Below are 18101 nucleotides of genomic sequence, written 5' to 3' on the forward strand. Positions count from 1 at the left end.
GTCAGTACCACCGGCGTGGGGCGCGGCGAGCGGGCGAGGCCGAAGAGCAGCCAGCCGAACGCCAGGGCCAGCAGGGCCACGCCCCCCACAACTCCGCGTACGTCCCGCCGCGGGCCACCAGTTCCTCGTGCGGGCCGGTCTCGACGACCAGGCCCTCCTCCATCACCACCACCCGGTCCGCGTCGTACGCCGTGTGCAGGCGGTGGGCGATCGAGATCACCGTGCCCGTCAGGAGACCGGACAGGGAGCGTTCCAGGGCCCGGGCCGTGTGCGGGTCGAGCAGGGCCGTCGCCTCGTCCAGGACCGCCACCGGCGGGTCGAGCAGCACCAGCCGTGCCAGCGCCAGTTGTTGGGCCTGGGACGGGGTCAACTCCAGGCCACTCAGGGTCATATCGCGTGTTAGACCCATCCCTGATGCCCACTCCCACGCCTGCACCGCCCGCAGCGCCCGCTCCAGGTCCGTCGCGTCCGCGTCCGGGCGTGCCAGGAGCAGGTTGTCCGCCAAGGTCCCCCGGAACACGTGGTACTCCTGTGTCACCAGCACCACTTCCCGCCGCAGCTCGGCCGGGGGCAGCTCGGTGAGCGGGAGTCCGCCCAGGGTCACGCTGCCGTCCGCGGGGCTGTCGATGCCCGCGAGCAGCCGGCCGAGCGTGGACTTCCCCGCGCCCGACGGGCCCACCACCGCGAGCCGTTCGCCGGGGGCCGCCCGCAGGTCGACCCCGCGCAGGCTCTCCCGGCCGTCCCGGTACGAGAAGCGGACCCCCTTCAGTTCGATCCCGCCCTCCGGCGCCGGCCCGGAGGGCGAGGACTGGTGGTTCCGCTCCAGCTGGGCGGCGGCCTGGTGGATGCCGAGGACCCGGGCCAACGACGCGCCGCCCACCTGGAGTTCGTCCATCCAGAACAGCAGGGTGTCCACGGGCGCGATGATCTGCTGGACGTACAGGGTGGCCGCCGTGACGGCCGCCAGGCCGACCAGCCCGTCGACGTACATCAGTCCGCCGACCACCAGCGTCGCGGCCACCGGCAGGATGTAGCCGGTGTCGGCGATCGGCAGGTAGACGCTGCGCAGGTTCAGGGTGCGCAGCTCGGCCGCGTACGAGGACGCGATGTCCCGGTCCGTGCGCGCCCGGCGCGATCGGCCGAGCCCGAAGGCCTCCACCGTGCGGGCGCCCGTGACCGTCTCGGCGAGGTGGTCGGTGAGGGTCGCGTACGAGGCGTTGGCCCGCAGGTATCCGGCCCGCGCCCGCCGCAGGTACCAGCGCGTCGAGAGCCAGAGCACCGGTACGGCGACCAGGCAGGGCAGCACGAGCAGCGGATCGGTCAGGCAGACGGCGCCGAGCGTCAGCACGATCGTGGTGCCCGCCACGAGCGTGTCGGGCACGGCCCGCTGCACGGTGAACGCCAGCACGTCGACGTCCCGGGTGGTGCGCGTGACCAGTTCCCCGGTCCCGGCCCGCTCCACCGCGTGGAGCGGCAGCGCCAGCACCCGGTCGACGAACTCCTCGCGCAGATCGGCCAGTACGATCTCGCCGAGCCGCAGCGACGCCAGCCGCGCGAACCGCGTCAGCACCGCCTGGAACACCACCGCCGCGCAGATCGTGAGCGCGACCGGGGTGACGTCGAGCCCGCCGTCCGCCGCGTTCTGCACGATCCGGCCCAGGAGTTGGGGCGCGACCAGCGCGGCGACGCAGGCCAGCGCGTGCAGCAGCAGCGAGCGGGCCAGCGGCGCGCGGTGGCGCAGCGCGGTGCGCCGCGCGTACGCCCGCACCTCGCGCTGTGATGCGACCGGCAGCCGGTCGGCGAGCGGGCCCGGGGTCGGAGCCGTCACGCGGACACCTCCCGGGTGACGACGGCCCGGTAGCCGGGGTCCGTGAGCAGGTCCGGGTGGCCGCCCGAGCTCACGGCCCTGCCGTCCCGGACGAACACGACGTGCTCGGCACGGGCGAGCAGGACCGGGCTGGTGGTGAACACCACGGTGGTACGGCCCTTCCGGTACGGCCCCAGACGCGCGGCGATCCGGTCCTCCGTGGGGGCGTCGAGCGCGTTCGTGGGCTCGACGAGGACGAGGACTTCGGGGTCGGCGAGCAGGGCCCGCGCCAGCCGGAGCCGCTGCTGCTGGCCGCCCGAGAACTCCCGGCCGCCACCGACCTCCTGGTCCACGCCGTCGGGCAGGGCGTCGGCCACGTCCACGGCGCAGGCGGCGTCCAGGGCGCGCAGCACGGCCGCGCGGTCGTAGTCCTCGCCCACATCGCCCCGCATGGCGTCGAGTTGGGCGCCGAGCCGTCCGGAGAAGAGCGTGGCCGCGTTGTCGGACACCAGGACCCGGGCGCGTACGTCCTCCGTGCGGTACGCCGACAAGGGCGTCGTGCCGTTCCGGGCCGCCGGGTCCGCGTACCGCCCCAGGCGGTCGGCCAGGGTCCGGGCGTCGCCGTCCGTGGCGCACACGACGCCGACGAGCCGCCCGGGCGGCACGGTCAGGCCGGAGGCCGGGTCGTGCAGGCTCAGTGGTGTGCTGTCCAACGGCCGCTCACCGGACGGCAGTTCGGTGGTGAGGGAGAGGAAGTCGAGGAGTCGCCCCGACGCCACCACCGCGCGGGTCAGTTGGTCCAGTGTGGTGGTGACCCGGCCGAGCTGTTCGGTGAGGAAGACCGCGTACCCGTAGAACGCGACGAGCAGGCCCGGTTCCAGGCGGCCCGTGGCCACCTGGTGCGCGCCCAGCCACACGATGACGACCAGGAGCGCGCCCGGGAGCAGCACGCGCAGGAAGGCGATGTCGGCCACCGTCACCGCGACCCGGACGCCCTCGGCGCGCACCCCCTGGGAGGCGGCGCGGTAGCGGCGCCCGTACACCTCCTCGCCGCCCAGGCCGCGCAGCACCCGCAGCCCGTCGATGATGTCCACCGACAGCTCGGTGAGTGCTCCCTGCCGGTCGCGCAACCGCTCCTGCCGGCCGTGGAGCAGGCGCATCAGCCGGGCCACGGCCAGCGCGATCAGGGGCACCCCCACGATCACGACCAGCCCCAGCTGCCACGACGTGACCAGCATGAACACGGACGCGAAGACGATCGAGACGACCGCCCCCGCACCGCGCGCGGTGCCCTCGACGGCCGTGCCCAGGTGCCCGGCGTCCATGGCGCTGACGCTCACCACCGAGCCGGTGGAGGCCTGCCGGGGCAGCTCCGCGCCGAGCGCGGTGGACTGCCGCACGACCAGCTGGGTGGCGCGGTACACCGCCCCGAACCGGTTCGTCGTCGCCGCCCGGTCCCGCAGCGTGCCCACGACGGCCTGGAACACGCCGAGCAGCAGCACCGCCCCGCCCCACGCCAGCAGCGCGCCCCGGTCGCGCGGCAGCAGCCCCCGGTCGATGCCGAGGCCGATGGCCACCGGCACCAGCGCCTGCGCGAGCGTGCACAGCACCCCGAACACCGTGGCGAGGGCCAGGCTGCCCGGGTGCCGGGTGGCGAGCCACACCAGGAAGCGGACGGGGGAGGTGGTGACCGGTGAACCAGGTTCGGCTACGGGGTAGTTGGCACGGCCGCCGAGGGCGTGGCTCACGCCTTGGTGCCGATGGTGAGACCGTGTTCGTACGGGTGGTCGGTGAGCGTCCGTACGTCGCTGAAGCCGGCCCGGCGCGCCCACTCCTCGTAGTCGCGCGCGGGGTAGGCCATGCCCTGCCCGCTGGCCAGCACGTTGAGGTAGAGGGAGAGCCGGGCGGAGTACCAGCCGCGCGTCTCGTCGTCGGAGACGTTGTACCCGTACACGAACACCCGGCCGCCGGGCGGGAGTACGGCGTGCGCCTTGGCGAGCAGCTCGGTGATCTGCTCGCCGGAGAAGATCTCCAGTACGTGACTGAAGAGGACCGCGTCCGCGCCGACCGGGAAGGGGTCGGTGAACAGGTCGCCGGGGTGCAGGGTGATGCGGTCGCCGTTCGTCTGGGGGTCGACGCTGTGGTCGGCCGCGATGCGCGACACCGAGGGTATGTCGAAGATGGTCGTGCGCAGGGCGGGGTGACGATCGGTCAGGTGCTTGCTGGTGGTGCCGTCACCGCCGCCCACGTCGAGCAGGTGCCGTACGGTCGTGAACTCCTCGCACTCCACCAGCGAGTCGAGGCTCTTCAGCGTGAAGGCGCTCATGCTGCGGTGGAAGACGCCCTCCAGCTCCGGATCGTGCGACAGGCGGCGGTAGAGGGTCGGTTCCTCGCCCGGGTGCGCGTCGAGCGCGGTGTTGGTCCCCGCCGAGAGGGCCTCGGTCATGCGCGGGAAGGCGGGGTAGTAGATCTCCTTCCAGCCGGTGAGGATGTGCCGCCAGCTGTCCGGGCCCTCGGGGACGAGCAGTTGCTCGGCGGCCGGGGCGTTGTGGTACGTGCCGTCGGTGTGCCGCTCCAGCAGCCCGGTGGTGCACACGGCGTGCAGCAGGACCCGCAGCGAGTGGGCGGGGACGCCGGTGGACTCGCGCAGTTCCTCGAAGGAGGCGCCGGAGCCCGCCCGCTTGGAGAGCTGGCCGAAGAGGTCCCAATCGAGCGCTGTGACAAGGGCGTTGAAGAGTGCGGGTGCGTTGACCAGGAAGTGGAAGCGCTCGACGACGGGGTCGTGTGGGTCCCGCTGGTCGTGCGGGGTGGTGTGCGTGGCGTGGCGGTCGGAGTCGGCTGACGGATTCATCCCGTACCTCTCGTCGACGGATCGGTGCGGGCCGGGGATCGCCCTCCCCGCGACCGGTTGCAAGATCACGTTGGCGCAGGCGCATGCTCACACAGGCCCGATACGCCCGCAAGGACGATCGTCGCTATCCGGCCGGGGGAGGTGGGCGGCGGCGGGGCCCCGGATGACACGTGCGAGCCGAGCCCCGGGAGGGGCCCGAGGGCCGTCGGGGAGGGGTGCACATCGGCTGGTTCCGGGCGCCGGTCCGGGGGAGTGGGAGAGGCACCCACCCCCCGGACCGGGTCCCGTCACTGGCAGCCGCGGCGCCAGTTCCAGCCGATGAAGGTGTGGCGCAGTTCGACCTCGAAGCGGCAGGTCGCGGTGGAGTCGGCGTTGAGGTCGACGTACGAGTGGTGGGTCGTGGCGTACCAGTCGCCCGTGACGTCGAAGATGCCCTTGTACGTGAAGTCCGCGTGCGCCTCGGTCCTGGAGACGCGGCAGTCCGTGACGCAGTCGGTGCTCCTGCTCTGCGACTTCAGGTTCCAACCGGCGTTCCAGGGCTCCCTGTTCCACTGCTGCGTCACGTCGGTGGCGGCGTTCGTGACGCGCCCGCCGTCCGTGGTCCACTGCGAGGTGGTGTACACGCCGGTCATGCGGATGTTGCAGCAGTCGTACATCTCGTTCCAGCTCTTGAGCTGCCGCGTGGCACCGGCCGCCGAGAGGCTGCCCGCCTTCGCGCTCTCGCGCGCCGGGACGAGGGTGACCTTCCCGAAGACGGGACGGCAGCCCGCGCCGATCGTGACGTCCTGCCGCACGGCCATCCCGGCGGGCGGCGCGGGCAGGTCCCCGGTCAGCCGCAGGCTGCCGCACGACGCGCCGGTTCGACCGGCCTGGCCGCTGGGCGCACCGCTCGCGGCGGTGGCCGAAGCGGTGCCGGCCGTGAGCGCGAGCGCTGCGGCCGCGAATGCGGACAGTACGGCTGTGAGCGTGCTCCTGGTACGCAAGTGCCCAACCCTTCCTCGACTCCTCGACAGTGATCGCAAGGGAGCGTAGGAGGGCGAACACCGTGCTCAGGGGCGCCCGTTGAAACCTTGGCACGAACGTGACCTGGGGTGACCGGGGAGAGTCGTCACGGCACGGACTGGTACGGCCGGATCGTGGCCGTCACCGGCGACGGGCTCTTCGTCGCCGGCCGCACCACCGGCTGGGAACGCCCGGTGACCGGTCAGTCGGAGAAGACCGCGCGGCGCAGTGGGGGGACTGCCCCGCACAGCCGGAAGAAGGTCCGTGCGACGGTCCGGACCACGCTGCTGGGCAGGGTGGCCAGGCGCAGGTACATGGTGGCGGCCCGCACGGCGGCGAAGCCGTTCTTCAACATCGCGCGCTCGTACGCGGCGAGGGCGGGGATCAGTTCCGCCTCCCCCCGGTCGACCGCGATCAGTGCGCGGCGCAACACGTTGGCGTCGTACAGTGCGGCGTTGCCGCCGAGACCGCCGACCGGCGGCATGGAGTGGGCGGCATCGCCCAGTACGGTCACGTTGGTGGTCGGCCAGGGCTTCATGCGCTCGGCAGCAGCGAAGTCGAACCGCTCGATGGTGTCCGCGGGCGTCTGGGCGATCAGCTTGCGCAGGTCAGGATGCCAGTTGAGCAAGCGGGACGTGACCAGCTCGCGCAGCCGTTGCCCGGGCCCGCTCGCCGAGGGGTCGGGGAGGTCGGCGGGCAGCGCGCGCCGGTGGGCGACGTAGGCCCACATGACGTAGTCGTCGTCCTTGGCGTCCTGGACGAGCAGATCCGGGTCCAGGCCTGCGGCCCGTATCCGGTCGGTGATGTGTTCGGTGGCGGTCCGCTCCGTCTCCCGGCGGCGGAAGACCGCTGTGAACAGGAAGTCCCGCTTCGGCAGGAACATGTTCTTGGTGCTGATCAGTTCTTCGGGCAGCCAGGCCGACCCGTCGCCCAGCGGGAGCTTGCCGCCGATCCCGACGCCGGGTGCGGGGGTCCGCCGCGCGTGCGGCAGCAGTTGCCGCCGCACGCGCGAGTTGGCTCCGTCCGCGCCGACCAGCACGTCGCCGGTGGCTGATGTGCCGTCGGCGAAGAGGGCCGTGACCGTGCCGTCGGTGTTCTGCCGGTAGCCGGTGATCTCCGTGCCGAAGTGGACGATGTCGTCCAGTCCGGCGAGCAGCAGCCGCCGCAGCGTGATCCGGCTGACCGCGTGCGCCTGTTCGGACGGGTCGAGCCCTGCGGGCGGGGCGTCCTCCCGCATCAGCAGCCGCAGTTCCTCGGTGAACACCCCCATGCCGGGCCCGGGATCACCGGCGGTGGCCACCAGGACGTTCCAGAGGTGCGCAGGCAGGCAGTCGTGCAACGCCCGGCTGCCGACCGGTTCGATGTTGAGCCGGTATCCCTGCGTCCGTGCATCGGGGGCGGCGTCGCGCTCGTACACCGCGACGTCGATCCCGGCGGCGTTCAGCCCCTGCGCCAGGCACAGGCCGCCGATGCCTCCGCCGATGACGACGACCCGGAGTTGACGTGTGGACATGAGGTGTTCCTCCTGGGGCCGGCGGGGATCAAGCGCGGATCAGCAGCTGTTCGAGGAGTTCGAGTACGTCGTCGGCGTGGCCGGAAGCCAGGCTCGCTCCCTTGACGGTGGCGATGATGAGCTCCGCTCCCGTCGTCGGATCGACACCGGGGACCAGCGCTCCGGCAGCCGCGGCATCGGTCAGCAGAGCGCGCAGCGAGTTCCGCCAGCCCTCTTCATGGCTGGTGATGATCTCCCGCAACTCGGGGTCGCGCCGGGCCCGCAGATCCAGTTCGCGCAGGACGATGTGGAGTTCGGGCTCGTCGACGATCCTCCGGCCGAGCGTGGCCAGGTGCTGCCGCAGGCGCTCGACGGGACTGCCTTCCGGCGGTGTGGTCGACCGGAACTGCTGGGTGGCGTGGTCGACGACCGCCACCACCAGGTCCTGTTTGGTGGGGAAGTGGTGGTGGATCGACGAGTGGTCGATGCCCACGCGGGTGGCCACGTCCCGCAGCCGCAAGCGTTCGAACCCGTCCTCGGCCAGGCACTGGTACGCCGCCAGCACCAGGGTGTTCCGGCGTTCCGGACCGGCCGGTGGCCTGCCTCGTCGCGTCGTCGCCATGCCCGCCTCCGTTAATCAACCAACCACTTGGTGGATTAATAGCAGAGGCGTGGATGCGACGTCAATCCTCTTGGTGGAGTTCTGGTGGCGGCTGCCGGAGTTCGGTCAGGCCCCCGTCCGGCTCTCGCGCTGCCGTGCGCGGTGGGCGGCGGCCTTCACGCGGTTCTGGCACGCGGTGGAGCAGAAGCGGCGGGTGCCGTTGCGGGAGGTGTCGACGTAGACGCGGTCGCAGGAGGGCGCGGAGCAGACGCCGAGCCGTTGGGCGTAGTCGCTGCCGAGGGCCGTGGCCAGGGCGATCGCGCAGGAGGCGGCCCAGTCGTCGGCGGGGTCGTCGCCGGGGCCCCGGAAGTACAGGTGCCACGGCCGGCCCGGCTCGCGGTCGAGGAAGGGGGCCGGGCGCAGCTCGCCGAGCAGGGCGTTGAGCGCGGCGGCGGCCCGGTCGGGGTCCTCGGCGTCCAGGAGCGCGAAGACCTCGCGGAGCCGGGGTGCGCGGTCGGCGAGGCGTCGTGCGGCGGCCTGGTCCAACGCCGTCGCGTGCCGGTCCCAGCGCGTGAGGGCGGAGTTGACCGAGGCCGCGAGCTCCGCCGCCTCGGGCGGTGCGTAGGGGCGGGTCTGCCGCATGCCGGGGGTCGCGGTGTTCACGAGGTCGGCCGCGAGGGCCACCATCTCGGCGCTGTGACTGTTGAAGTTCACTTGACCAGTCACGTCCTCTCTGTCTAGTGTCCACAGAGTACCTGTTGAATCGATTGACGACAGTCACGAGTCGTCTGTGGGAGGGATCGCTGTGATCACTGTGACCAAGGGGGAAGAAGGGGAAGCGGGAGAAGTGGCCGAGGCGGCCGAGTCGCTGATGGTCGAGGGGGCGGAGCCCGTCACCCCGCGGCTGCGCCTGCGACGGCTGACCGAGGATGACCTGGACGCCGTGCACGCCATCCACGCCGACCCCCGCACCAACCGCCACAACCCGGCCGGCCCCGTGACCGACGTCGCCCAGAGCGCCCGGATGCTGGGCGACTGGATCGCCCACTGGGACCGGTACGGATTCGGCTACTGGGCCGTGGTGCCCCGGGAAGCGGACGGGGGCCCGGCCGGCCGGGTAGTCGGCTTCAGCGGACTGATGCGCCGCGAGGCGGACGGGCGCCCGGTCCTCAACCTCTACTACCGCTTCCACCCCGACGCCTGGGGCTCCGGCTACGCCACGGAAGCCGCGCGCGCCGCGCGGGACCTGGCGCGCGACCGCTTCCCCGGCGAGGACCTCGTCGCGCTGGTGCGCGACACCAACCTGCCGTCCGCCCGGGTCGCCGAACGCCTCGGCCTCGTCGCCGACGCGTGGACGATCCAGCACGGCGGGGTCACGACCCGCGTGTACCGCGAGCCGCTCACCGCCACGGTCCCCGGGCGCTGAGCCGGGCCCTCACCGGCCCTCACCGGCCCTCACCGGGCCTCACCGGGCCTCACCGGGCCTCATCGGGCCCTCAGATGAACGGGTTCGTCGACTCACCGCCGAGCAGGACCGTGCCCGTCACCTGGAGGACCGAGTCCTGGGCCACCGCGTGCTGGTTCATCGTCCAGGCGTCGCGCAGCCAGCGGTCCAGCGGAGACGGCTTGTACACGGACGAGCCGCCCACCAGGTCGTACAGCGTCTGCACGATGTCGCGGCAGGTCCGGAACGCGTGCCGGCGCGCGATGGCGGTGGCGACGCGGGCGTCGGGCGTGGGTTCCGTACCGCCCGTGAGCGCGGCCCACTGGGCGCCGAGGCTCGCGTAGACGCCGGACCGCGCGGCCAGCAACTCGCCCTCCAGGCGGGCGATGACGCTCTGGACGGCCGGGTCGTCGACCCACCGGGTGCCGGTCTGCCGGTCCGTGCGGGTGGGGGCGAGCGCGCGGACGTGGTCGAGCGCGGCGCGGGCCATGCCCAGGGGGACGCCGGGCATGTTGCGCATGATCGAGTCGGGGGAGGAGTAGAGGGGACCGCCGCGCTTGGGGTCGGTGAAGGAGAAGGAGTGCTCGTCGGGGACGTACAGGTCCTCGCAGGAGTAGTCCTGGCTGCCGGATCCGGCCAGGCCCGTGGTGTGCCAGGTGTCGTGGAAGGTGTAGGCGGCGGGCCGGGCCATCATGACGCGCCAGTGGGTGGCGGCGCCGGTCACCGGGTCCGTCTCGCGCTCGCCGTCCTCGTCGGTGACCATGCATCCGGCGCTGAGCCAGTCGCAGTGGCCGGAGCCCGACCCGAACTTCCAGCGGCCGGTGACGCGGTACCCGCCCTCGACGCGTACGGCCCGGCCCTGCGGATAGATCCACCCGGCGGTCACGACGTCCAGGTCGGGGAACATCTCGCGGGCCACGGAGTCGTCCAGGTAGCCCGAGTAGATCCCGGAGTCCATGCCGATCATCGCGCACCAGGCGGCGGAGGCGTCACCGGTGGCGAGGATCTCGACCAGCTCGCACTGCTGCATGGAGTCGAGCTCGGGCCCTCCCCAGGCCTTGGGCGCCGCGGCCCTGAACACCCCTCCGGACCGCAGCAGTTCGACGATGTCCGGGGGCAGCGTGCGGCTCTCCTCGATGCGCACGGCGGCGTCCCGCAGCACGGGGGCGAGGGTGCGCGCATGGGCGAGGATCGCCTCCGCTGTGTCGGGGACGGCGGCGGGGGAGGCGGTTTCGGCGGTCATGCGGCGCTCCTTCGTCCGGCAGGCGAGGGGAGGGGGCGGGAGGGTCCCGGTGGGGAGCGGGTCCCTTTCCGGAATAACGTACGGGGGCGAGGACGGCCCATCTACGGTGTGACCGGGGGCGGTTCGGGGCGGGCGAGTACGGCGGCGGGCAGGCGGCAAAGGGGAATTCCCCTCGGGAATCCCTCCTCGGGAAATGCACGAGGGAAATGGGGTGCGGGGGCGAAAGGGGCCGGGCGGGTACGGATGCCCAGGGTGGCGGTCGAATCCTGGACCGGTTGGTGCGGGGGAGGGCGGCGGTGTATTCCGTGTTGCTGCCGAGGCCGTGGGCAGCGCCATGAGCTGGGAGAACGTGAAGGTCGTGAGTGCGGGAGGGGGCGACTCACGGCCGTCTCCGGAAGGCGGGCGAATGGCCGACCCAGGGCACCAAAGCGGTATCGATGAGCGGCGCCTGTGGACAATTCTCGGAGCGCGAAGTCCGGGGCCTTCTGGGAATCCTGATGCGCCGTCGTACCGGACGGGAGGAGCGTCGGCGGGTGCGCGTCGGAACGCGACGTTTCACGGCGCCCGAAGAGGGCGCGAAGAGAGCCCCGAGAGAAAGCACGCTGCTCGCGTCGGCCCGGTACGAGCGGGGTGTGGCTCAGGTCACCGGAGGCCGTGGACGGGGGCCGGAACAATCCGGGGGCGTGCCCCGTTGGAAGGGGTGTGGATGCGAAGGGGACAGTGTCCCCGGGCCTCACCTATAGCCCATGGGGAAGATCGTTCGGCTGAAGCCCCATGGAGCCTTTCGCCGAGAGGCGACCGCCCTTCGCAGCCCACCTTGTACGGCCCCGGCTGGTCTCCCCCGTCCAGCCGGGGCCACTTTCGTCGTGTGTCCGTCCCTGTTCGTCGCCGCGTACGCGCAGTCCTGACGGCCGTGTACGCGCAGTCCTGACGCCTCGCGGCACCGGACCGGGCGCGCACCGCGGGCTCGTGGCCCCCGCCGGGTAGTCAACCCTCCATGAGCACCGCCAACCCCAACAGACGCCCGCTGTCCGCCCTGCTCGCCGTCCTCCTGGCCTGTGCCGCGTTCCTCGTCGCGCCCGGTACGGCCCAGGCGGGCACCCCTGCCGCCCCCACCCGTACAGCCCCCGCCCCCACTCCCGCATCCGCCCAGGCCCTCAACACCATGTTCGCCACCTACGGCGACACCTCCGGGCGGTGGAACGGCGGTGACAGCACCGTCTCCGTGCCCCTCCCCGACGGGCGCGTGGCCTGGCTGTTCTCCGACACCTTCCTCGGGCCCGTCAACCCCGACGGCTCCCGGCCCGACGACAACAAGTTCGTCCACAACTCCCTCGTCGTGCAGTCCGGCGACGCCCTCACCCGGACCCTCACCGGCGGCACCCCCGCCGCGCCCCTGTCCCTCGTCGGCGGCGAGCGCGACGGGGAGCGCGGCAACGCCGGGTACTGGGTCGCCGGCGGCGCCGTCGAGGGTCGGTCGCTGCGCGTGCTCTACAACCGCTACCGCCACACCGGCACGGGCAGCCTGGACATCGCGCTCGCCGGGAACGCGCTCGCCACCTTCGCCCTGCCCTCGCTCGCCCTCACCTCCCTCAGGGACCTGCCGCTCGGGAGCACGACCGCCTGGGGCCAGTCGATCCTGCGGGACGGCGTGTACGACTACGTGTACGGGACCGAGTTCGCCGGTCAGGGGCGCTACGCCCACCTGGCGCGGGCGGCGGCGGACAGGCTGGGCGGGGCCTGGGAGTTCTGGAACGGCACGGGGTGGTCCACCCGGGAGGCCGACTCGGCCCGGCTGCTCGGGGCGTCAACACCGCCTACTCGGTGGAGCGGACGGGCGGCCGCTACCTCCTGGTCACCAGCGACGGCCGCACCCCCTTCAGCCCCGACGTCGTCGCCTACACGGCCACCGCACCGACCGGCCCCTTCACCGACCCGGTCACGCTCCTCACCGCTCCCGAGCCGACCCCGGGCGGGCCGGTGATCACCTACGACGCCCGGCTCCACCAGCACCTCGCCCGCCCGGGCGAACTCCTCGTCAGCTACAACGTGAACTCGCTCGACCCCGCCGACAACCGCACCGACGCGAGCCTGTACCGCCCGCGCTTCGTGGAGGTGGCCCTGCCACCCGCGCTCCGCGCCGGGGCGTCCCCGCAGGCGTTCGTCCCGCGCGCCCCCCTACCCGTACCGCACTGATCATTCCGCTTGCGCACGTTCCGACCGGCCGGTCGGGCCGCCCCGGTCGGCGATCATCTCCACGAGCGCGTCGACGAGTTCCTCGGCACGGACCCCGCCCCACTTCTCGTGGGGGAGCTGGCCGCTCACCTCCATGCCCGCGATGCCGTTCGCGCTGCTGATGAGCAGGGCGCCGTAGCGCCGGGCGTCGTGCTCGCCGACCAGGTCGGCGACGATCGCGAGGAAGTCGGCCTGGCTGCGTCCGGCCGCGCGGGCCAGTGCCATGGGGTCGCCGGGCGGGTTGCTGAACATCAGCGTGTAGAGGTGGGGCTGGGAGCGGCCGATGTCGACGAGCGCCACGATCCCGGCGCGCAGCTTCTCGGCGGCCGAGGACCCGGGATCCGCGCGCAGCTCCTGGATCCGGTCCCCGAGCCGGTCCCAGGCCCGTGTGCCTATCGCGATCAGCAGGCTCTCCTTATCGGGGAAGTGCCGGTAGGGCGCCCCCCGGGTCACCCCGGCCCGCGCGCCGACCGCGCGCAGGGTCACCGCTTCGAGGCCGCCCAGGTCCAGCAGGTCGGCCGCGGCGTCGAGCAGGGCGCGGCGGGTGGCGGCGGCGGATTCGGCGCGGCTGGTCATGCCCGTGATCCTAACGCCGGGCGATGACAGCGTCACCCGAGTGAGTTGACAATGTCATCCCAGTCGCGCACGCTCATGAGATGACAACGTCATCTCGGAATCGCGCAGCCGGTCAGGAAGCACCCGGTCAGGAAGCAGTCGGTCAGCAAGCAACCGGCGCAGAAGCGGCTCGGGGCCTGGTCGTCGTGACCGGGGCGTCGACCGGCATGGGCGCGGCCACCGCGCGCGAGCTGGCCCGCCGCGGATTCCACGTCCTGGCCGGGGTGCGCCGCGACAGCGACGGCGACAAATTGCGGGCCGCGAACATCGAGCCGGTGATCCTCGACATCACCGAGCCGGACCACATCGCCGCCCTGGTGGCCCGCGTCGACGCCGACCCGCGCGGGCGGGCCCTGCGGGCGCTGGTGAACAACGCGGGCATCCCCGGCGCCGGGCCGGTCGAGCTGGTGCCGGTCGACGAGTGGCGACGGCTGTTCGAGGTGAACGTCTTCGGCCACATCGCCGTCACCCAGGCGCTGCTCCCGGCACTCGTGCGCAGCAGGGGCCGCGTCGTCAACATCACCTCGATGAGCGGCAAGCTCTCCATGGCCGGCTACGGCCCGTACGCGGGCAGCAAGTTCGCCATGGAGGCGGTGAGCGACGCCCTGCGCAACGAGCTGGCGCCCACCGGCGTACGGGTGGTGGTCGTCGAACCGGGCGGTGTGAAGACCGAGATGGCGGGCCACGGCAGCTCGGGCCTGCAACGACTCGACGAGCGGATGACCGAGGACCAGCGCAGCCGGTACGGCGGCCTGATGCGGGCGCTGCCCTCCCACATCGCCGCGTTCACCAAGGCGGGCGTGACCAGCGACGTCGCGGCCCGGAAGATCGCCAGGGCAGTGACCGATCCCAAGCCCCGCACCCGCTACACCATCGGCACCACGGCCGCCTTCCTCGTGCGCGCCGCCCGTGTGCTGCCCGACCGGGTGCTCGACCGGCTCACCACCGCCGACCTGCGCAAGCACTACCCGGCCGGGGACGAGCGGACCCCCGCGGGGCACCGCGCTTGACCTTGACACGGTGACAAGCCCTTCACTTCCTGCCGAGGAGGTGGTCCCGCCATGACGACCACGAACGACGAGGACACCGGCAACGAGACCGGTAACGAGTCCGGTAACGAGGGCATCGGCAACGAGGCCGGCAACGACGGCACCAACGCGGTACGACCTGCGGTACGGGACGTCCAAGCGCCCCTGCGCGCCCTGCGGCACGCCGACTCCTCCGTACGCCTGCGTGCCGCGCTCGCCGTCGGCACGGAGCCCGACCCGCGCTTCGTCGCCCCGCTCGTCGAACGCTGCGCGGTCGAGCCCGAGTTCTTCGTCCGCGACATGCTGACCTGGGCGCTCACCCGGCACCCGCAGGACCTGGCGCTCCCCGCCGTGCTCGACGAGGTCCGCTCGGAGCGCGTACAGGCGCGCAGCCAGGCGCTGCACACGCTCTCCAAGATCGGCGACCGGACGGCCTGGCCGCTCCTCACCCCGGAGCTGCTGCGCGACCCCGACGACGAGGTGGCGCGCAGCGCCTGGCGGGCGGCCGTCGTCCTGGTGCCGCCGGGCGAGGAGCCCGCGCTGGCCGGGGTGCTCGCCTCCCAGCTCGGGCGCGGCGGGCGCGACACGCAGCTGAGCCTGAGCCGCGCCCTGGTCGACCTGGGCGACGCCATGGTCCCGGCCGTGCGGGGCGCGGAGCGCGCGCCGGACCCGGAGGTGCGCGCGCACGCGCTCGCCACGCTGCGGATGCTGGCCGACCCGGACACCCGGTTCGAGTCCGCGATCGAGGAGGCCAAGCGCGTGGTGGCCCTGGACGGCGCGCCGCAGGGCGGATGATGAAGCGTGTTGATCGGTGAGGTGGCGCGTCGGTCCGGGGTGAGCGCCCGGATGCTCAGGCACTACGAGTCGCTGGGCCTGGTGCGCCCTTCGGGCCGTACGGGGTCCGGCTACCGGGAGTACGCGGACGAGGACATCCGGCGGATCTTCCACGTCGAGAGCCTGCGCTCGCTGGGCCTCTCGCTGCGCGACATCGGGCGCGCGCTCGACGACCCCGGCTTCGCGCCCGCCGCCCTGGTCGGCGACCTGATCCGGCGGACCCGCGAACGCATCGCGGCCGAGACCGAGCTGCTCACCCGGCTCGCCCGGATCGACGCCGTGGAGCCCGCGGGCTGGGAGGAGGTCCTGCAGGTCGTGGCCCTGCTCCAGGCGCTCGGCTCCAAGAGCCCCGACGCGCGCCAGCGCGCCGCGCTCTCCTCGGCCGACGAGGCGGTGCCGGCGGAGGCCCTGGTCGAGGCGCTGCTCGGCGAGGCCGATCCGAACGTCGCAGGGGCCCTGCGCTGGGCCCTGGCGCGCTCGGGCGCCGACGCGGCGGCCCCGCTGGTCCGGGGCCTGGACTCGCCGGTCGCCGCCGTGCGGGACCGCGCCGCCCAGTGCCTCGCCGCCCTGCCCGGCGACGAGGCGACCGGGCACCTGCGCACCGCGCTGGCGCACCCGGACCCGGCGGTACGGGGCCGCGCGGCGGTGGCCCTCGGCGCACGGGGCGAGGCCGGGGCCGTACCGGTGCTCGTCGACATGGTCGTGGCGGGCCGCAACGACACCGACGCGGCCGACGCCCTGGGCGTCCTGGCCTCCGACGCCGCGTCGGCGGACGCGATCGCGGCGCGCCTGGCCGACCTGCTGGCCGACGCCACCACCGAGCCGCCCGCGCGCGGCCGCCTCACCCAGGCCCTCGCGGGCATCCCGGGGGACACGGCCACCCGGGCGCTCACCGGCCTCCAGCAGGACGGCGACCGGGCCGTCGCACTCACGGCGACGTACCTGCTGGGGCTGCGCGGGGAGGGGCGGCCGGGCACCCCCGAGTAGCCCGCCGCGTCAAGTCCCGTGCCTGCCACGCCCCCGCAAAGCCGGAGGCGCGTTCCCGCACGCCGCACCGCGTCTACCGCCCACGCGCGCCGTGCGGCACGGCCGCTCGTCCGAATGCGCCCACGCGTCCCCACGCGCGCCCGCGCGGCAGGGTCCGCCCGGCGCGGACGGGTGCATCCTGGACCCCGTCCCGGCAACGCCCCGGACAGCACGGAGGCCCCCATGCCCCAGACCTGCCGCCAGTACTGGTGGAACCTGCAAGGCCGGTGCAGGCTCAACTTCAACTGGGCCGCGATCAACCACGACTCGACCGTCCTCGTCACCGCGTCCGAGTACAGCGTGGACGGCAACGACCCCCGGCACAGCCCGCGCTTCGTGGGCGCCGCGACCATCACGGTCGAGAACATCAGCCCGCACTCGCCGCCCTACGACCCCAACCACGGCGTCACCTTCGTCGTCAACGTCGAGTGGGGCGCGCCCCTGCACGTCGTCACCGACATCACCGTCCTGGACGGGCCGCCGGTCGACATCGAGTACCAGAGCGGCTGAGGGGGTCGGGTTCCATGCCGCGCACCGTGCGCCAGTACTGGCACGGCCTCAAGGGCCGTACCGTCCTCAACTTCAACTGGGGCGAGATCGACCACGACTCGACCGTCCTCGTGAGCGTGTCCGAGTACTCCGTCGACCCCCGCGACGTGAAGCACAGCCCCCGCTTCGTGGGCGACGCCAACGTCCGCGTCGGCAACATCAGTCCGCACTCGCCGCCGTACGACCCCAACCACGGCGTCACGTTCGTCGTCACCGTGGACTGGGGCGCGCCCCTGAACATCGTCACCGACATCACCGTGCTCGACGCCAAGCCGGACTACCGGCTCTGGGACGGGCAGCGGCTCGCCTTCAACATGGAGGCGCAGACCCAGAGCAACTGGTGCTGGGCGGCCGTCTCGGTCAGCGTCGCCCGCTTCTACAACGCGGGCAGCACCTGGACCCAGTGCCAGGTCGCCAACTCGCAGACCGGCGCGACCAATTGCTGCACCCCCGCCGGGGCCTCCGGCGCCACCTGCAACAGCCAGCAGCCGCTGGACAACCCGCTGCGCATCGTCGGGCACCTCGACCGGATGGTGGGCAACCGCGTCGACTTCGCCGAGGTGGAGAACGAGCTCAAGGCCGGGCGCCCGCTGTGCGTCCGGATCGGCTGGGCGTCCGGCGGCGGCCACTTCTGCACCGCCATCGGCGTGGACGCCCCGGCGGACCAGGCGATCGTGGCCGTGGACGACCCGATCTACGGCAAGTCCGACCAGGTGTACAACACCCTCGCCACCAGCTACCAGGGCAGCGGCACCTGGACGCACAGCTACTACACGCGCGCATAGGGGCCGACCATGACACTCCAGTCACCACAGCCGCCCGAGCCGTCCCGCGCGGCGGCCGAGGCGGGGGTCCAGCTGCTCGCCGGGCTCGGCCGGGTGCGGACCGCGACCCTGCTCCCGGCCGCACCGGACGACCTGCGCCTCGCCGATCCCGTACAGATGTACGCGCTCGCGCCCGGAGCCCCGCTGGCCTCCGCGACGCCCGTGGCCTGGCGCTACCTCGTGCGGCACGGGGAGGAGCCGGTCGCGCTCGCCGAGACCGTACGGGACGCGGCGGGCGAGCACGTCTTCAGCCAGCTCAACTACGGACCCTTCGTGGCCGGGACGGCCGCCGCGCTCGACACCGCCGCCGGGGCGGACGCCGCACGGCAGGGCGACGCCGAGGTGCGGCTCCTGCACGTCCCGGCCGTGCACCTGATCGCCGTGTGGCTGCACGGGGACCGGTCGGACCTGCTCGTTCCCGCGGCCCCGGTCCCGGCGGGGCTGGACGCGGGGCGCGCGTACCCGGCGGACGACTTGCTGGAACGCGTCGCCGCCGCGGCCCCGCCCGCCCTCGATGCGGACGACGACCGCGGCGGGGGGTGAGTCACCC

17 protein-coding genes and 1 pseudogene are annotated in these 18101 nt (G+C 73.2%); 9 read left to right on the forward strand and 9 right to left on the reverse strand.

Annotated elements, in window-relative coordinates; genetic code table 11:
* Position 1: 1 nt before the first annotated feature.
* From ABT160_RS32580 to ABT160_RS32610, 7 genes are all read right to left on the reverse strand, one after another.
* A complete protein-coding gene (locus ABT160_RS32580) occupies positions 2-1828 on the reverse strand; it encodes an ABC transporter ATP-binding protein (protein WP_351651538.1) in 1827 nt (608 codons plus the stop codon).
* The gene (locus ABT160_RS32585; protein ID WP_351651539.1) at positions 1825-3555 is read right to left on the reverse strand and encodes an ABC transporter transmembrane domain-containing protein; all 1731 of its coding nucleotides are present in this window, start codon (positions 3553-3555) and stop codon (positions 1825-1827) included. Before ABT160_RS32585 ends, ABT160_RS32580 begins: the two co-directional genes overlap by 4 nt.
* A complete protein-coding gene (locus ABT160_RS32590) occupies positions 3552-4658 on the reverse strand; it encodes a methyltransferase (RefSeq protein WP_351651540.1) in 1107 nt (368 codons plus the stop codon). Before ABT160_RS32590 ends, ABT160_RS32585 begins: the two co-directional genes overlap by 4 nt.
* A 287-nt stretch (positions 4659-4945) precedes the next feature.
* Complete coding sequence (locus tag ABT160_RS32595; RefSeq protein WP_351651541.1) at positions 4946-5641, reverse strand: hypothetical protein; 696 nt, start codon at positions 5639-5641, stop codon at positions 4946-4948.
* 221 nt (positions 5642-5862) lie between these two features.
* Entirely contained in the window at positions 5863-7173 is a 1311-nt protein-coding gene (locus ABT160_RS32600) for an FAD-dependent oxidoreductase (protein ID WP_351651542.1), read from the reverse strand.
* Between the two features lie 28 nt (positions 7174-7201).
* Positions 7202-7774, reverse strand: a complete 573-nt coding sequence (locus ABT160_RS32605; protein ID WP_351651543.1) for a TetR/AcrR family transcriptional regulator — start codon at positions 7772-7774, stop codon at positions 7202-7204.
* 105 nt (positions 7775-7879) lie between these two features.
* Positions 7880-8479, reverse strand: a complete 600-nt coding sequence (locus ABT160_RS32610; RefSeq protein ID WP_351651544.1) for a CGNR zinc finger domain-containing protein — start codon at positions 8477-8479, stop codon at positions 7880-7882.
* Positions 8480-8558: 79 nt separating this feature from the next.
* On the opposite strand from ABT160_RS32610, the gene ABT160_RS32615 reads away from it, so the two are divergent.
* The gene (locus ABT160_RS32615) at positions 8559-9179 is read left to right on the forward strand and encodes a GNAT family N-acetyltransferase (protein WP_351651545.1); all 621 of its coding nucleotides are present in this window, start codon (positions 8559-8561) and stop codon (positions 9177-9179) included.
* A gap of 70 nt (positions 9180-9249) precedes the next feature.
* Here ABT160_RS32615 and ABT160_RS32620 read toward each other — a convergent pair whose 3' ends face one another.
* The gene (locus ABT160_RS32620) at positions 9250-10440 is read right to left on the reverse strand and encodes an acyl-CoA dehydrogenase family protein (protein WP_351651546.1); all 1191 of its coding nucleotides are present in this window, start codon (positions 10438-10440) and stop codon (positions 9250-9252) included.
* A gap of 1165 nt (positions 10441-11605) precedes the next feature.
* Between ABT160_RS32620 and ABT160_RS47155 the strand changes: the two are divergent.
* Positions 11606-12229 (forward strand): annotated as a pseudogene (locus ABT160_RS47155) (DUF5005 domain-containing protein); the annotation flags it as partial.
* Positions 12230-12264: 35 nt separating this feature from the next.
* Positions 12265-12636 carry a DUF5005 domain-containing protein gene (locus tag ABT160_RS47160; RefSeq protein WP_502984340.1) on the forward strand — a complete coding sequence of 124 codons (372 nt, stop codon included), beginning with the start codon at positions 12265-12267 and terminating at the stop codon, positions 12634-12636.
* On the opposite strand, the gene ABT160_RS32635 is transcribed toward ABT160_RS47160, so the two are convergent.
* Positions 12637-13251: a TetR/AcrR family transcriptional regulator gene (locus tag ABT160_RS32635; protein WP_351651549.1), complete on the reverse strand. Its 615-nt coding sequence runs from the start codon at positions 13249-13251 to the stop codon at positions 12637-12639.
* Between the two features lie 185 nt (positions 13252-13436).
* On the opposite strand from ABT160_RS32635, the gene ABT160_RS32640 reads away from it, so the two are divergent.
* From ABT160_RS32640 to ABT160_RS32665, 6 genes are all read left to right on the forward strand, one after another.
* Positions 13437-14300 carry an SDR family oxidoreductase gene (locus ABT160_RS32640; protein ID WP_351651550.1) on the forward strand — a complete coding sequence of 288 codons (864 nt, stop codon included), beginning with the start codon at positions 13437-13439 and terminating at the stop codon, positions 14298-14300.
* 51 nt (positions 14301-14351) lie between these two features.
* Positions 14352-15113, forward strand: a complete 762-nt coding sequence (locus ABT160_RS32645; RefSeq protein ID WP_351651551.1) for a HEAT repeat domain-containing protein — start codon at positions 14352-14354, stop codon at positions 15111-15113.
* Positions 15114-15119: 6 nt separating this feature from the next.
* Positions 15120-16139, forward strand: coding sequence for a MerR family transcriptional regulator (locus ABT160_RS32650; RefSeq protein WP_351651552.1), 1020 nt, complete (start codon positions 15120-15122; stop codon positions 16137-16139).
* 222 nt (positions 16140-16361) lie between these two features.
* A complete protein-coding gene (locus ABT160_RS32655; RefSeq protein ID WP_351651553.1) occupies positions 16362-16688 on the forward strand; it encodes a hypothetical protein in 327 nt (108 codons plus the stop codon).
* A 14-nt stretch (positions 16689-16702) separates the two neighbouring features.
* Positions 16703-17512 carry a papain-like cysteine protease family protein gene (locus ABT160_RS32660; RefSeq protein WP_351651554.1) on the forward strand — a complete coding sequence of 270 codons (810 nt, stop codon included), beginning with the start codon at positions 16703-16705 and terminating at the stop codon, positions 17510-17512.
* Between the two features lie 9 nt (positions 17513-17521).
* Positions 17522-18094: a hypothetical protein gene (locus ABT160_RS32665; protein WP_351651555.1), complete on the forward strand. Its 573-nt coding sequence runs from the start codon at positions 17522-17524 to the stop codon at positions 18092-18094.
* Positions 18095-18101 lie beyond the last annotated feature (7 nt).

Source organism: Streptomyces sp. NPDC001941 (genome assembly GCF_040296945.1).
Classification (GTDB): Bacteria; Actinomycetota; Actinomycetes; order Streptomycetales; family Streptomycetaceae; genus Streptomyces.